At 68.6% G+C, this 14,052-nt stretch carries 19 protein-coding genes and 1 tRNA gene; 6 read left to right on the forward strand and 14 right to left on the reverse strand.

Annotated elements, in window-relative coordinates:
- A complete protein-coding gene (locus ACFXQA_RS08855; protein WP_394519452.1) occupies positions 1-270 on the forward strand; it encodes an HPr family phosphocarrier protein in 270 nt (89 codons plus the stop codon).
- 75 nt (positions 271-345) lie between these two features.
- On the opposite strand, the gene ACFXQA_RS08860 is transcribed toward ACFXQA_RS08855, so the two are convergent.
- Both ACFXQA_RS08860 and ACFXQA_RS08865 read right to left on the reverse strand, forming a co-directional pair.
- Positions 346-960 (reverse strand): class F sortase, encoded by a 615-nt coding sequence (locus ACFXQA_RS08860; protein ID WP_394519454.1) that lies wholly within the window; start codon positions 958-960, stop codon positions 346-348.
- Positions 961-1,004: 44 nt separating this feature from the next.
- A complete protein-coding gene (locus ACFXQA_RS08865; RefSeq protein ID WP_394519455.1) occupies positions 1,005-1,778 on the reverse strand; it encodes a CHRD domain-containing protein in 774 nt (257 codons plus the stop codon).
- A gap of 139 nt (positions 1,779-1,917) precedes the next feature.
- On the opposite strand from ACFXQA_RS08865, the gene ACFXQA_RS08870 reads away from it, so the two are divergent.
- The gene (locus ACFXQA_RS08870) at positions 1,918-2,478 is read left to right on the forward strand and encodes an RNA polymerase sigma factor (protein ID WP_394519456.1); all 561 of its coding nucleotides are present in this window, start codon (positions 1,918-1,920) and stop codon (positions 2,476-2,478) included.
- Entirely contained in the window at positions 2,465-3,157 is a 693-nt protein-coding gene (locus ACFXQA_RS08875) for a hypothetical protein (protein ID WP_394519458.1), read from the forward strand. The genes ACFXQA_RS08870 and ACFXQA_RS08875 overlap by 14 nt, the downstream gene beginning before the upstream one ends.
- Before the next feature lie 11 nt (positions 3,158-3,168).
- Here ACFXQA_RS08875 and ACFXQA_RS08880 read toward each other — a convergent pair whose 3' ends face one another.
- Positions 3,169-3,807, reverse strand: coding sequence for an MBL fold metallo-hydrolase (locus ACFXQA_RS08880; protein ID WP_394519459.1), 639 nt, complete (start codon positions 3,805-3,807; stop codon positions 3,169-3,171).
- A 107-nt stretch (positions 3,808-3,914) separates the two neighbouring features.
- On the opposite strand from ACFXQA_RS08880, the gene ACFXQA_RS08885 reads away from it, so the two are divergent.
- A tRNA-Glu gene (locus ACFXQA_RS08885) sits at positions 3,915-3,987 on the forward strand.
- Between the two features lie 60 nt (positions 3,988-4,047).
- Here the strand turns inward: ACFXQA_RS08885 and ACFXQA_RS08890 are convergent.
- The 6 genes from ACFXQA_RS08890 to ACFXQA_RS08915 form a co-directional block, all read right to left on the reverse strand.
- Entirely contained in the window at positions 4,048-4,248 is a 201-nt protein-coding gene (locus ACFXQA_RS08890; RefSeq protein WP_394519460.1) for a hypothetical protein, read from the reverse strand.
- Positions 4,249-4,367: 119 nt separating this feature from the next.
- Positions 4,368-4,841 carry a DUF1990 family protein gene (locus tag ACFXQA_RS08895; RefSeq protein WP_394519461.1) on the reverse strand — a complete coding sequence of 158 codons (474 nt, stop codon included), beginning with the start codon at positions 4,839-4,841 and terminating at the stop codon, positions 4,368-4,370.
- Positions 4,838-5,299 (reverse strand): SRPBCC family protein, encoded by a 462-nt coding sequence (locus ACFXQA_RS08900; protein WP_394519462.1) that lies wholly within the window; start codon positions 5,297-5,299, stop codon positions 4,838-4,840. The genes ACFXQA_RS08895 and ACFXQA_RS08900 overlap by 4 nt, the downstream gene beginning before the upstream one ends.
- A gap of 36 nt (positions 5,300-5,335) precedes the next feature.
- Positions 5,336-6,262: a hypothetical protein gene (locus tag ACFXQA_RS08905; protein WP_394519463.1), complete on the reverse strand. Its 927-nt coding sequence runs from the start codon at positions 6,260-6,262 to the stop codon at positions 5,336-5,338.
- Between the two features lie 336 nt (positions 6,263-6,598).
- Positions 6,599-7,009, reverse strand: coding sequence for a RidA family protein (locus ACFXQA_RS08910; RefSeq protein ID WP_394519464.1), 411 nt, complete (start codon positions 7,007-7,009; stop codon positions 6,599-6,601).
- Positions 7,010-7,040: 31 nt separating this feature from the next.
- A complete protein-coding gene (locus ACFXQA_RS08915; protein ID WP_394519465.1) occupies positions 7,041-7,313 on the reverse strand; it encodes a hypothetical protein in 273 nt (90 codons plus the stop codon).
- A 159-nt stretch (positions 7,314-7,472) separates the two neighbouring features.
- On the opposite strand from ACFXQA_RS08915, the gene ACFXQA_RS08920 reads away from it, so the two are divergent.
- Positions 7,473-7,865, forward strand: a complete 393-nt coding sequence (locus tag ACFXQA_RS08920; RefSeq protein ID WP_394519466.1) for a glucose-6-phosphate dehydrogenase — start codon at positions 7,473-7,475, stop codon at positions 7,863-7,865.
- Between the two features lie 23 nt (positions 7,866-7,888).
- On the opposite strand, the gene ACFXQA_RS08925 is transcribed toward ACFXQA_RS08920, so the two are convergent.
- Together ACFXQA_RS08925 and ACFXQA_RS08930 are read right to left on the reverse strand one after the other, a co-directional pair.
- Positions 7,889-9,001, reverse strand: coding sequence for a DUF4349 domain-containing protein (locus ACFXQA_RS08925; protein ID WP_394519467.1), 1,113 nt, complete (start codon positions 8,999-9,001; stop codon positions 7,889-7,891).
- Complete coding sequence (locus tag ACFXQA_RS08930; protein WP_394519468.1) at positions 8,998-9,552, reverse strand: RNA polymerase sigma factor; 555 nt, start codon at positions 9,550-9,552, stop codon at positions 8,998-9,000. The genes ACFXQA_RS08925 and ACFXQA_RS08930 overlap by 4 nt, the downstream gene beginning before the upstream one ends.
- A 253-nt stretch (positions 9,553-9,805) precedes the next feature.
- On the opposite strand from ACFXQA_RS08930, the gene ACFXQA_RS08935 reads away from it, so the two are divergent.
- A complete protein-coding gene (locus ACFXQA_RS08935) occupies positions 9,806-10,885 on the forward strand; it encodes a TerC family protein (RefSeq protein WP_394519469.1) in 1,080 nt (359 codons plus the stop codon).
- A 3-nt stretch (positions 10,886-10,888) separates the two neighbouring features.
- Here the strand turns inward: ACFXQA_RS08935 and ACFXQA_RS08940 are convergent, their stop codons facing one another.
- The 3 genes from ACFXQA_RS08940 to ACFXQA_RS08950 form a co-directional block, all read right to left on the reverse strand.
- Complete coding sequence (locus ACFXQA_RS08940) at positions 10,889-12,202, reverse strand: LLM class flavin-dependent oxidoreductase (protein WP_394519470.1); 1,314 nt, start codon at positions 12,200-12,202, stop codon at positions 10,889-10,891.
- On the reverse strand, positions 12,199-13,509 hold the full coding sequence (locus ACFXQA_RS08945; RefSeq protein WP_394519471.1) for an O-acetylhomoserine aminocarboxypropyltransferase/cysteine synthase family protein: 1,311 nt from the start codon (positions 13,507-13,509) through the stop codon (positions 12,199-12,201). Before ACFXQA_RS08945 ends, ACFXQA_RS08940 begins: the two co-directional genes overlap by 4 nt.
- A 138-nt stretch (positions 13,510-13,647) precedes the next feature.
- Entirely contained in the window at positions 13,648-13,911 is a 264-nt protein-coding gene (locus ACFXQA_RS08950; protein WP_394520219.1) for a GlsB/YeaQ/YmgE family stress response membrane protein, read from the reverse strand.
- Positions 13,912-14,052: the final 141 nt, after the last annotated feature.

A 14,052-nucleotide genomic window follows, 5' to 3' on the forward strand; every position in this document is an offset into this window, starting at 1 on the left:
ATGGCAGAACGTCAGGCCACCATCGCCAGCAGCTCCGGACTCCACGCCCGCCCCGCGAAGCTCTTCGTTCAGGCCGTGCAGGAGAAGAAGATCCCGGTGACGATCGCCGTCGAGGGTGGAGCCGACCTCAACGCCGGTAGCATCCTTTCCCTCATGGGCCTCGGCGCGGCCAAGGGCACGGTCGTGACCCTCAAGGCCGAAGGCGACGGCGCCGAGCAGGCGCTCGACGAACTCGTCGCCCTGCTCGAGACCGACCTCGACGCCCAGTAGACGCGAAACGACGGATGCTGCGGACCCGGGTGGGTCCGCAGCATCCGTCGTTTCCGCGGTGCATGGTCGCCCCGCTCACGACACGAGGTCGGCGTACACGACGCGGTTGTCGACGTACGACGACGCCGTCCGGTCGAACACCCCGCCGCACGTGATGAGACGCAGTTCATCGGTGGCGACGGCGCCGAAGACGCGGCTGGTGGGGAAAGCGGACTTCGGGTAGTCGGCGACCTCAGTGACGACGTACGTGAAGACCGTGCCCGCCGTGTCGGTCACCTGCACCTCGTCGCCCGGTACGAGTTGATCCAGCCGCAGGAACACCGCGGGCCCGGTGGGGGAGTCGACGTGCGCGGCGATGACCGTGGGTCCGCGACCGCCGGGGCGACCGCCCCCGGTGAACCACCCGACCTCGTCGAAGTCGGCGGGCACCTCCATGTCGCCCTCGGCGGTGATGCCGAGGTCGATGAGGGGCTCGTCCAGATCGATCGCCGGGATCCGGATGCCGCCGGGCGGTAGCCCCGCCTCAGCCGAAGGAGACGCCGGCACGGGCGTCGCGTTCGGGGTCGTCGTCGCAACCGGTGCGGACGTCGTCGCCGACGCGGGGGCGGAAGGGGCAGCGGGTGCCCCGGCGCACCCGCTCAGCACGAGGGTCATCGCCAGGGCCGCCACGCCCGCGGGCCCGAGCACCATCGCACGAACGCGACGGTGCTCGGGAGCCCGAAGGCGCGCGCCGGTCACGCGCCCGCGTGGGAGCGGCGACGTGCGACCACACCGAGAGCGGCGATCAAGCCGACGATCCCGAAGCCGGCGACAGCGAGACCGGCGCCATCGACGCTCGATGCGGCGGCCCCGCCCGCACCCGTGCGGACACCGCCGACCGGCACCGCCGACAGCTGGCCGCGCACGACGCCCGCGGCGAAGTCGACGGTGTGCGAGTCACCGGTGAAACCGGCGGGATCGGCTTCGATCTTCGCGAGCGTGAAGCCGTCGCCCGTGTCCGCACCGTTGGCGACGACGCCCGTGGTGAAGGGACCCTGCAAGCAGCCCGAGCTGGTGCGGGGGCCGTCGCCGACGGGTGCCGGGTTCGGGAACGCGATCCGCGGGGGACCCGGCTTGCCGACGGCCGCTTCGTGAAGGTGGGTGGCTGTCTTGGCCGGGCTCATGTAGTCGCCCGAGACGCCCTCGAGCGTGATGTCGTAGCAGATGATCTCGAGATCGCTGTTGATCCGGAACGTGAACGAACCGGTCGCTCCCTCCTGACCGGGGGTCGCGACGCCGTCGTTGTTGATGACCTGATCGGGTGTCGCCATCACGGTGAAGGCGCTGGTGAACGACGAGGGCTCGGCGACCTCGGTCTCGGCGTACGCAGGGCCACCCAGCGCGACGAGTCCGACCGCCGCGACCGCGCCGACGGCAAGCGTGCGGGGGAACGTCTTCTTCACGAGTGTTCTGTTCGACATCATCTCGACCTTTCGACGCGGATGCTGAATGCCTCCGTTGCAGGTCATACGCGCATCGTGCGGCTCGCGTTCATTGGCCCGCAGAAATAAATGCGTTGCGTGTGAACGGCATGCGGTGGCGGCTCGTATCACCCTTCAGATCCTCGGCCGAGGATGCGGTCGTTTACTCTGGTAGGAGCGTGAACCGGTGGCGGCAGTCGTCCAGATGCGCACGAGGAGCGTGATGGAGCACCCCGCCGGCATGGGCCGCGAGTTCGACACATCGCGCGCATTCGACGATCACGGATCGGTGATCCTGGGCTTCGCGGTGAACGCGCTGCGCGACAGGCCCCTGGCCGAGGATTGCGTGCAGGAGACATTCCTTCGTGCGTGGCGCTCCCGCGATCGTTTCGACCCGTCTCAGGCGAGCGAGCGCACCTGGCTGTTCGCCATCGCCCGGAACGTGATCACCGACGCCCTGAGAGCGCGCGCACGCATGCCGCGCGTCGGATCCGACACGCTTCTCGAGCAGCATCCGTCCGTCGACAGAGACCCGCTCGAACGCCTTCGCATCGTCGAGGGTCTGGCTCGACTCACTGAGGCGCACCGAGAGGTCATCGTCGCGGTACACCTCGAGGGCCGGTCGTATCAGGAACTCGCCGATGCGACCGGTGTACCTGCGGCGACTATGCGCACCCGCGCCTACCACGCACTCCGGGCCCTCCGCGGCCACATCGAAGGGTCGGAGGAACCCGATGAACAGTCCTGATGATCGCGCGGCCGAACTGATCGCCGCCGCCGTCGCCGGTGCGCTGACACCCGCAGAATCCGACGAGTTCGACGACCTTCGTCGGCGTGAGCCGTGGATCGACGACGAAGTCGCGAGCCTGCGCGCGCTCACCGGTGAACTGGACGGGGTCTCGTGGACGCCGTCCGAGCCCGACGGCTCGTTGCGTGACCGCGTCGCCTCGATCTCGCTCCACGAGGCCACCGACGCGCCCGCTCCGATGACCGAGCTGCGCCCGCGGCCCCGGCGCTGGGTGCTTCCGGCCCTGGGCGCCGCGTGTCTGGCGCTCGGCCTGGTTGTCGGCGTCGCGCTGCCGTCGTTTAACACCACGCCCTCGGGGCCGCCGGGAACGCTCGGCGCGGTGGAACCGGTCGATGTCTCCGACGGGCCGGAGGGTACGACGATCGACGCTGACCTGGTGGCCCACACCTGGGGCACCGAGGCCATCGTCGATGCGGCGGGACTCGAGGTCGGCGCCACGTACGCCGTAGTGCTGGTCGCATCCGACGGCACCGAGTACTCGGCCGGAGCGATGCTGGGCTCCGCGGTGCCCATTCACTGCAGCGTCAACGCCGCGGTGCTGCGCGAAGACGTGGCACGCCTCGAGATCCGCGACGCGGGCTCAGGCGTGGTCGCGGCGGCCGACCTCCCCGAGGTGTGACGCGCCGCCGGTCAGATGTCGGCGGAGTCGCCGGAGTCGAGCGAGAGGAACTCTCCGCCGTTCTCTTCGGTGGCCCAGGTGAGACGGGCGCGTCCCATGTCACGGCCGACCTGCGAGACCGTCATGTCGTGCGTGCCGAAGGCGCGGCGGGGCTTCACCGCGAGGACGAAGTCCATCGCGTCGCCGATCTTGAGCCACGGGGCGCCGATGGGGGCGGCGAGAAGCGCGACGTCACGCCCCTTCGGCACGGCGTAGGAATCACCGGGGTAGTAGAACTCGCCGTTGACGAGCACGCCCACGTTGTCGATGTTCGGGATCGACTCGTGGATGACCTCGTGCGTCCCGCCGAAGAACTCGAGCGTGAACGGATCGAGCGCCACGGTGTCGCCCGGATGGACCACGATGATGTCGTACCCGCCCGCGGCCTTGGCGACGCCTTCCGGTGCGTAGATCGGTACGCCGGGAACGGTCTTGAGGATGCGGTCGAGGTGTTCGGCGGTCCAGTGATCGGGGTGCTCGTGGGTGATGACGACCCCGACGACGTTCTGCAGATCATCGAGGGGGCTGGTGAAGACACCCGGATCGACGATCAGAGCCTTTCCGGCGACTTCGAGGCGGAGGGCGGCATGTTCGAACTTTGTCACTCGCATGTTCAGAGTCAACTCGCCCGGCCGGGAGTCGGCAACCGCCCCCCGCGCGTCTGCCCCGATTTGGTCGGGTCGTCGCGGGCATGGCATAATCGAACGGTTGTCGAAACGGCCCCATCGTATAGCGGCCTAGTACGCCGCCCTCTCACGGCGGTAACACGGGTTCGAATCCCGTTGGGGTCACAATCGAGAAAGAGCCCGTCCATCTGGACGGGCTCTTCTTCGTTTTGTGCTCTGAGCGCTTCAGCCCGTGGGTTCGTCCACGCGCGCGGCCGAGTCTGCGATCTCTTCGTCGGAAGACGCATCGGTGTCCGCGCCGGTCGAGCCGTTCAGCGCGTCAGCTGCCGAGTCGGCTTTCACCTCGTCGGAAGCCGCATCGGTGGGGGGACCGTCGTCCGCTTTCGCGTCGTCGGCGTCTCGCTGCGGAATCGTGTTGTCGGTCATGAATTACCTCCGGCTCGCTCTTCGAAGACGCGGCGTCGTCTTCTTCGTCGAGGAATCCCGAAGATACGCCGCTCCGCCGGGCTCGTGGGCGGGGCTTGACCGCGAGGCAGACCGTACGTTCAGGAGAGCGCCCGCAGGTAGCGCCGCCGGGCGAACCGTTGGGCGATCCGCAGCAGCGGGTGGACAGCGCGCCACAGGGGTGCGTCGGATGCCGCGGTGAGGGAGCGCACGGTGATGCTGACCGTTTCGCCTGAACGGTCGACGATGAAGGCCTCTTCGCCGCGAACGGGGTGTCCGGGCAGGGTGCGGTAGGCGAATCCGACGCGATTCGGCTCGAGGACGACGTCGATGACCTCGACCGGCTCGACGACGGTGAGCCCCCGCGTCCGAACCCTGATCAGCGGCCGGTCGCCGACCCGCACCGGCCCCTCGGTCTCGACGCGGAATCCGCTTCGGGTCTTGACCCGCCACCGCAGCACGTCGTCACAGGCCCTGTCCGAGACCTCGCCGCCGGATCCGATGACGGCAGAAATCTCCGAGCGGCGGAACTCCCCGTCGGTCGGTCCCCACTGCTCCCGACCGATGTCTGTCACGAACCCGAGCCGCTATTCAACTGCGCGACGAGGAACGCGTTGCGCTTCGCGATGAGTCGACGGAGGTACGGAACCAGCACGAAACGTTCGGCCAGGCGACCGAACACCGGGGAAGCCAGGGTGATCTCGTCGATCATGACGGCGCCGCCGTCCGCGGTTTCGCGGAAGATGTGCTCGTGCCGGAACGAGCGAAAGGGGCCCCGCGTCTGTTCATCGACGAACCTGCGCGGACGATCGAGCGCGGTGATCGTCGACGTCAGACGAAACCACACCCCGAAATGGCGGGCGCGCCAGGTCACCGACTCCCCGAGAGCGATCGGCCCGGCCGTCACCCCGGCGATCGCCCTCTCGCGCGAGCCCTCCATCGATCCCACGTGCGCGTCGACGTCGAGGGAAAGGTCGAAGAGGTTCTCCGCGGAGTGGGGCGTCCTGGTCACGAGGGAGAACGAACTGGTCATGCTCGATCCTCTCAGTCGTGACGCGCCTGTCATCGGTCAATCGCCGCCCCCGCCCCCGCCGTCCCCGCCGCCATCGCTGCTCCCGCTGTCGCTTCCCCCCGTATCGCCGCCGCCCCCGTCGAAGTGCCATCCGATGTCGGACGCCCACTCCTCGCCGAGTCCCCGGTGTTCGTCGCCCGTCACACCGTCACCGGCGATGACCGCCGGTGTGGACGTCAGGGGCCGGGGAGTCCGGTCGTCGAACAGATGCGCCCACCCCGGATACCGCCGTGCGAGCTGCGGGTCCGACCGGAGGGCGGCTTCGAACGCCACGACTTCACGAGCGGTCGACTCGCCCGGCGGGGTCCGCAGCCAACCCGAGGCGCGACGGGCCACGAAGATCGCGACGGCTTGGCCCGCGATCACCACCACGAGCCGTGCGTCGACGAGCAGTTCGACGAAGCCGACCGTCACCATCACCCAGTTCGCAGCATGCAGGGCCTGTCGCGTCCGCTCTCCTCGGAGAAACCCCCCGTTCACGAGGTATCTCCGGGCGGTGACGGCGGCCTGCCGCATCCGTTGATTCTTCTCGCGGTCACGCCGATCCACGTCGAAGGTCGCCCCCGCCTTCGCGTCACGACCGAAGAGGGCCTCTTGCACCGCCTCACGCTCGAGGTCTCGATAACGCACAAGCGGATCGACCAGGGTCAGCCGGTAAGCCGTGGGGCCGGCGTCGGCGTCGACCGCCACCCGGCCGCTGCCGACGAGGTCGACGACCGCGGCCCCCAGGGCTCGCCGCGTGCGATTGACGAGAAGCGCGGCTCCCAGCGGCCCCACGCGCGTCGGCGGTGCGGAAGGGAGCGCGTCGGGTATCTCCGCAGCCGCAGACTGCGGGCGTAGCGGCCTCGTGCGCCACGCGAACGCGATCGCCCAGACGAGCACCGGGAGGGGGAGGAGGGCGAGCACCACCGCGAAGGTCTCCATACCGGCCACGCTACGGGGCGAGCGCGAACGGGGGGTGAATCCGCTCGCGCACGCTCACGGTGCGTCGAGCACGGCGGCGCGGACGACCCAGCCGCGAGAAAAGCCACTCCACCCGCGATAGCCCCTCCGCCGAGCGGAGGGCATACGGCCCGCGGAGGACCTGCCGGGCGGAAAACCTCCTCCACCCGCCACATCCCCTCCCCCCAGCGGAGGGCGAGCGGATGCTGCGCTGCCGCGACCCGACCACGCCCCCGCCGGACGCTTCGACAAGCTCAGCGACCGGCTACCCGCCTCGGCGACCCGACCGGCCGCCCGCCGTGGTCCGCACGGGCACGCTCACGGTGCGTCGAGGACGGCAGCCACCGCCTCGATCTCGACGAGCTGACGCTCGTAGCCCAGCACGGTCACGCCGAGCAGCGTGCTGGGCGCATCGTGGTCGCCGAATGCGCGTCGGACGACGTCCCAGGCTTCGACCAGATCCGCGCGGCTCGACGAGGCGACGAGCACACGCGTGCTGATCACGTCGCCGAGCGCCGCGCCCGCAGCATCCAGAGCCTGCGTCATCGTCTCGATGCAGGCTGTCGCTTGCGCGGCATAACTCGCGCCTCCCACCACGCGTCCGCCCTCATCGAGAGGGCATGCGCCGGCGAGGAAGATCAGGCGGGCGTCACTCCGAGCGGTCGCGGCGTACGCGTAGTCCGCGCGCGACAGCGCCGAGGAACGGATCAGCTGAACGGTGCGGGACATGACCCGATCGTCCCACGGCGGTCGCGGCCGCTCAGTCCCGCCAGGGCAGATTCAGGTCGGCCGGGTCGACCTCGACCTCGCCGATGTCATCGGGTCCGCCGGTGCCGGGGGCGACCTGAACCTGGTCGGCGTCGATGTCGGGGTCGACGTTGTCCGAAAGGGTCTCGTCTTGCTTCTGCGCGGTCTCGGTGTCGCTCGCAGGACCGTACGTGCGGTCTTTTCGCACGGCGTCTGCGCTGGAGAGTCCGGTGTCATCGGCGCCGGGCTCGGTACCGGTGGGGCGGGGTGCATCTTCGGAGGTCATAGCGCCGACGCTAAGAGCGAAGCCGTCGAACCCGCCCCCGGGTTGACACGTCGCCCGAGGGCAATCCGGGCGGGGCGACCGGTGGTGCGTGCTCGTCGGATAGCCTCGAACAGGAGCGCCGAGCAGTCAGCCCGTCTCTTCGCCAAGAAAGGGACACCCATGAGAGTGGTCTCGTCAGCTGATTGGCGCGATGGCATCCCGTTCGAGACGCCGATGATCGTGGCCGACCTCGCCCCCGGCGAGCCGACGCGATGCTTCGTCTGCGGCGCGTCGTCCGAGCCCCGCCCGCGCGAGGAGCTCTGGGTCGTCAAGCACCGTCATCCGAACGACCACGGCGGCTTCGTCCGTTTCTACTGCGAAGAGCATCGTCCCGTCTTCGTGACGCCCGTCGTCGAATACGCCGGTAGATCTCGACCTGCGCCGAGACGCGAGCCCCGCGAGGCCCCCGCACGTCGGGCGCCCGTCGTCGAGAAGCAGCGGGAGATGTGCCCGAACTGTTTCGTCGAGGTCTCCGCCACCGGCGAGTGCGGGATGTGCGGCTGGACCGCCTGACGCGACATCGAACCCCGACGGTCTCACTCGGTCGGCGAATCCGAGCCCGCTGACGACCGAGGGGCCCGCGCCCGACGTACGAGGCGGATCGCGCCCCAGACCACGGCACCGACGATCGCTGCGACAGCGAGCCACGGCAGCAAGAACCCCACCGCGATGACGATCCCGTTCAGCGTCGCGATGAGTCCGTTCCAGCCCGCCGCGATCCCGTCTCCGAAGCCCGCGGGGTCGGCTTCCACCGTCGGCGTGACGGGGCTGAGCTGCACCGAAAGGGTCGACAGCGACACCTGACCTTCGAGGGACTCGAGCTGACGGCGATCGGATTCGAGAGTCGCCTGTCGATCTGCCAGCGCCGATTCCGCGGCGATGAGATCCGTGACCGATTCGGCCTGGCCAATGAGTTCGGTCAGGCGGGCGACGGATGCTTCCGAGGCGGCGACGCGCGCACGCAGATCGATCGCCTGGTCGGTCACATCCTGGCGACCGATGCTCGACGTGGTGACCTCGCCGAGTCGGTCCAGAGCGTTGACCGCGTCGGTGAGTTCGTCCGCGGGGACGCGGACGGTGATCCACGCACCGTCACCCGGGTACGGGTAGGGCGCGACCAGGGAATCCGTCGTCGAGTCGGCGCTCTTGACCGTCGCGCTCGCGTCGATGTTGGCCGATTCCACGAACCCGCCGCGTGCTTCCGCATCCGCCCCTATTTCGCGAGCGGCATCGGCGACGTCGTCGACGATGAGGGTCGCCGACGCGGTCGTTGCGATCTCGCGCGACCCTTCGGCCGAGTCGGCCGCTGACCCGGACGCTTCAGCGGAGCCGGCGGTCATCTCGGATGTCTCACCCGTGGTGGCCGAGGCGTCTGCGGGGACACCGGTCAGTCCGCGCGCAGGAGCGTCTGCGCTGCTGGCACCCGAACTGCTCTCGTTCGCGCCACCGACCGAGATGTAGGGCGCGATGGCGACCGCCACGACGATGACCGCGGCCGCGGCGACGCCTCCCAGCCACCAGCGGCCACGCCGTGAGCGCTGCGTCGAGCGTGCGTCCGAGATGCGAGCGAACACGACGCGTTCCATCGCGTCGATCCGGTCATCGTCGATCTCGGGCAGTCCGGACTCGGCGGGGGAAGTGGTGTTCATGAGCTCTCCGTCTCGGTCACAGCGCCGCGCACCCGGGTACGGATGCGCGAGAGACGATTGCGCACGACGCCGTGTGCGACGCCGAGGTGGTCGGCTGCGGCTTGATAGCCGTAGCCCTCGGCGGCGCACAACCGGAAGATGTCCCGATCGAGCGGCGTCAGGGTCGACACCTCCCTCAGGATGGCTTCGACGGTGACCGAGTCGATCACCTGCTTCTCCACGTTCACGGTGTCGGGCAGGTCGGCGTCGATCTCGGTGGTCCGTGCACGGTCCCGCGACCGCGAGCGCAGGCGATTGGCCGCCTGCAGTCGGCAGATGGTCGCCAACCACGGCAGGATCGACGCGCCTTCCAACCGCAGCGACGGCATCTTGCGCCACGCCACGACGAAGGTCTCCTGGGTCACGTCCTCGGCGTCGGCGGAGTCCCCGAGCAACCGGTGGGCGATCCAGTAGACCGGACGCGCGTTGGCACGGTAGAGCGTGCGGAACGCGACCTCCGACCCGCCTGCCGCGCGTGCGACCAGGGTGACATCGTCGATCGAGTCGATCATCAGCATCCCGTCCTCGAAGCACCCGTCTGCGTCCGGTGCATCGTCTCTCACCCCAGAGGTGTCTCGTCGGGGAGGATCGTCTCAGACGGATCGTGCTCGACGGTAGACTCGGCCTCGCGAGAGGGAGTATCCCGCCTACGCGCTCCCGTCATCACGGACCCCGATCGTGCGGTCCCGGGTCGCGTCGCGACCGGTGTCAATGGTCGCGGGGAGAGACTCTCGTCCCCCGCCGTACCCGCTTCGAAAGGCCGTCATGGACCTGGAACTCCCGCTCGCATTCGAGATCGGGTCACTCGTCGTACTGACGCTGATCCTGCTCGCCGATCTGCTGATCATCCTGAAGCGGCCCCACATCCCGTCGACGCGCGAATCCACCCTGTGGGTCGTGTTCTACGTCTCGCTCGCGCTGGTCTTCGCCGGCATCATGTGGATCATCGCGGGCGGCGAGTTCGCCGGCCAGTTCGTCGCGGGCTGGCTCACCGAATACAGCCTGTCGATCGACAACCTCTTCGTCTTCGTGCTGATCATGTCGCAGTTCTCTGTGCCGCGGCGCTATCAGCAAGAGGTGCTGATGGTCGGCATCATCATCGCGCTCGTGCTGCGCGGGGCGTTCATCCTCGTGGGTGCGACCGTCATCGAGAACTTCAGCCCGATCTTCTATCTCTTCGGTGCGTTCCTGGTCTACACGGCGATCCGTCAGGCGTTCCCCGGAGACGAGTCGCACGACGGCGACGCGAAGAAGGAGAACTTCATCGTGCGCCTTCTCCGGCGCACCGTCGACATCAGCGACGAGTACGACGGTGCGAAGGTGCGCACCGTCGTGAACGGCAAGAAGATGTTCACCCCGATGATCATCGTCTTCGTCGCGATCGGCGTCACCGACCTGCTCTTCGCGATCGATTCGATTCCGGCGATCTTCGGGATCACCACGAGCCCGTTCATCGTCTTCACCGCGAACATCTTCGCCCTCATGGGTCTGCGCCAGCTCTACTTCCTGCTCGGCGACCTGCTCGATCGGCTGCGCTACCTGCACTACGGCATCGCGTTCATCCTCGCGTTCATCGGCGTCAAGCTCGTGCTCCACGCGATGCACGTCAACGAGTTGCCGTTCATCAACAACGGCGAGCACATCGAGTGGGCGCCAGAGATCTCGACCTGGGTGTCGCTGGCCGTCATCGTGCTGTCGATGGCGGTGGCGACCGTCGCGAGCCTCATCGCCTCGTCGCGTGACAAGAAGCGGCTCGGAACGGATGCTGCTGCCGTCGTCGCCGACGAGAAGGGCACCCCCGCGACGGTGGAGCAGCCCCCGGCCCCGGGCGACGTGTCGCGCTGATCGTCAGAACGCGCTGAGGTTGGCCTGCAGGCCGCCGTCGGCGTACTCGGTGCGGAGAATGCCGCGTCGGCGGAGTATCGGCACGAGTTCGTCGAGCATGCGATGCACGGTCACGGGATGCAGGTCTCCCCACAGCAGCACGCCGTCGTTGCCCCACGTGCCGAGCTCTTCGATGCGGTCAGCGAGTTCGACGGCGGTGCCGACGAATCCCGAACCGTCGGACAGACGGCCCAGCCGGGCGTGCGCCCCGAGGATCTGTCGCAGCGGGGCGGAGGGGTCGTGCTTTCCGACGAGACGGCGGATGCTGCCCTCTGAGACGTGGTCTCCGAACACCCCCCGATCGAGGGGCTTGTCCAGGTCGAGCGCGGTGAGATCGGTTTCGAGGTCGCTCGACTGACGCTGCGCGATGAACGTCAGCGCGGCGTCGTCGGGGTGGGCGGAGGCCGCGACGAGGCGGTCGGCTTCTTCGGGCGACGACACGATGACGGGTTGGATCGCGAACAGCACCTTGACGTCGTCGGCGCTGCGGCCCGCTGCGCGTGCTGCATCGTGAATGCGCCCGCGATAGGCGGTGATGCTCGCCTCGTCGAGAGGCGCGAGCGCGAGCTGAACGTCGGAATTGGTGCCCGCGAACGACAGCCCGCGGCCCGAGCCGCCGGGGGAGACGATCGTCGGTTCACCATCGGTGAAGGGGATGGCGTTCAACGGACCGTCGAAGCCGAAGTACTCACCGCGGTGCTGCGTGGCGCGCAGGCGGGTGCCGTCGGCGTACCGACCGGAGGAGACGTCTTCGAGAAGGGCTCCGTCGTCCCAGCTGTGCCACAGATCGCGGATTCCGGCCAACCACTCCTCGGCACGGTCGTAGGCGGCGTCGTGGCCGAGCTGCGGCGCGGTGCCGAAGTGGCGAGCGCTGCCCGTGTCGGTGACGACGTTCAGACCCAGGCGATGGCCGCTCAGATGCTGCAGCGAGGCGAACTGCCTGGCCGCCGTGTAGGGAAGGTAGGCGGCCGGGTTGACCGTCGGTGCGACCCCGAGGTGCCGGGTCGCTGCGAAGAGGTACGGCGCGAGCAGCAACGGATCGAGTTTCGGACCACCGAAGGCGTGGCGGACGCGCAGGTCGATCGTTTCGGCGCTGCCGAGCGAGGGGGCGTCCTCGATGATGACGAGGTCGAACCCCGCCTGTTCGAGAGCACGCGCGGAGTCCTGATACAGATCGGGGCGCGTCCAGCGGTAGTTCCAGTCGAGGTAGGGGTGGCCCCAGCCGTGTGGTCCGAAACCTCGCGCGAGGAACCAGCCGAAGTGCTGCAGCTCGGTCACAGGACCACCGCCTGTCGGTCGAACGCCCGCGCGGGAATCGTGTCGAGAGCCTTCGCGAGGTCGCGCACGATGTCGTCGATGTCTTCGATCCCGATCGAGATCCGGAGCGTGCCGGGGTGCACTCCCGCCTCCTCGCGCTCCGCGTCGGAACGGGCGGAGTGGCTCGTGCTGGCGGGATGCAGGATAAGCGAGCGTACGTCGCCGAGGTGGGTCATGTGCGTGACGAGTTCGAGCGACTCGACGACGTGACGCGCAGCATCCTTGCCGCCCTCGAGGGTGAAGGTGAAGACCGAACCCGCACCTCGCGGGAGATAGCGTTCGGCCAGCGCGTGGTGCGGGTGCGAGGGGAGACCTGCGTAGTCGACGCGCACGACCTCGGGCCGCTCGGCCAGCCATCGCGCGACCGCGAGAGCGTTCGCGCTCTGACGATCCACCCGCAGGCTCAAGGTTTCGATGCCCTGACCGATGAAGAACGCGTTGAGCGGCGACGGGGTCGGTCCGAGGCGAGGCGCCACGCTCTCGCGGATGTACTGGCCGCGCGCGCGTGGCCCGTGCTTCTCGGTGTAGCTCGGGCCGCCGAGACGGTCGGGGGTGGTCAGATGAGGGAAGAGGGGGCCCGATTTCGCGACGTCGAATCGACCGTCATCGACGATGACGCCGCCGAGGACCGATCCTTGACCGGCGAGGAATTTGCTCGCCGAGTGCACGACGATCGCCGCACCGTGCTCGATGGGCCTCAGGAGGTACGGCGTAGTGAAGGTGCTGTCGACGATGAGGGGGATGCCGTGCACGTCGGCCACGGCCGACACCGCGGCGATGTCGAGCACGTCGTTTCGGGCGTTCGACAGCGTCTCGGCGAACATCGCCCTCGTATTCGGGCGGATGGCCGACCGCCAGGCTTCTGCGGAGTTCGCATCGACGAACGTGGTCTCGATTCCCAGCCGCTCGAGATTGTGCGTGAGCAGCCCCCGGGTGCCCTCGTAGATCTGCGTCGCGGAGATGAGGTGGTCGCCGGCGCTGAGGACGGAGAGCAATGCGACGACGACCGCCGCCTGGCCGCTCGAGACCAGCACGGCCTGATCGCCGCCCTCGAGGGACGCGAGCCGGCGTTCGACCGCATCGACCGTGGGGTTTCCGGTGCGCGAGTACCCGAAGCCGGCGCCGGTGCCGAAGTGGTCGGCGGAATGCTCGAGATCGGTGAAGCGAAAGCCCGCGGAGAGGTAGATCGGCAGCGCCCGCGGATCGGCGGCCGCAGCTTCGTCACCGACGTGCACCTGCCTCGTCGAGAATCCGGCCGGTTCGGTCATGCGTCGCCCTCCTGCGTCATCATCGCAACAGGCTGTCACGGGAGGTCGTGTCCGGCGAAAACGTGGGGCGCCGTGTTACAGCCGGGAACGACGAAGGAGCCGCCCCGAGTGGGGCGACTCCTTCTGTTCGACCTGGTGTCAGGCCTTGCGGCGACCGACGATGAGGCCGTAGATCAGCAGAACGATGATCGATCCGCCGATGGCCAGGAGCCACGTCTGGATGGAGAAGAACTCCTCCAGCGGGGCGTTGAACAGCACGCTGCCCAAGAAGCCACCGAGCAGTGCACCCACGACGCCGAGCAGCAGCGTGACGATCCAGCCGCCGCCCTGCTTGCCGGGGAGGATCAGTTTGGCGATGGCGCCGGCGATGAGGCCGAGGAGCAAGAATCCGAGGAAGCCCATGGCGAGATGTCCTTTCACTGTGTACGAGAGCGACGCGAACCGCGGGGGAGGGGCGCGCTGACCGGCGCTGGTGGTGGTCACCTGCGGACGCCGGTCGGGCTTCGTACGCGTCACTCACTGTAGAAGTTGTGGGAGTTTCGG

It is taken from the genome of Microbacterium shimangi, from assembly GCF_043556445.1.
Classification (GTDB): domain Bacteria; phylum Actinomycetota; class Actinomycetes; order Actinomycetales; family Microbacteriaceae; genus Microbacterium.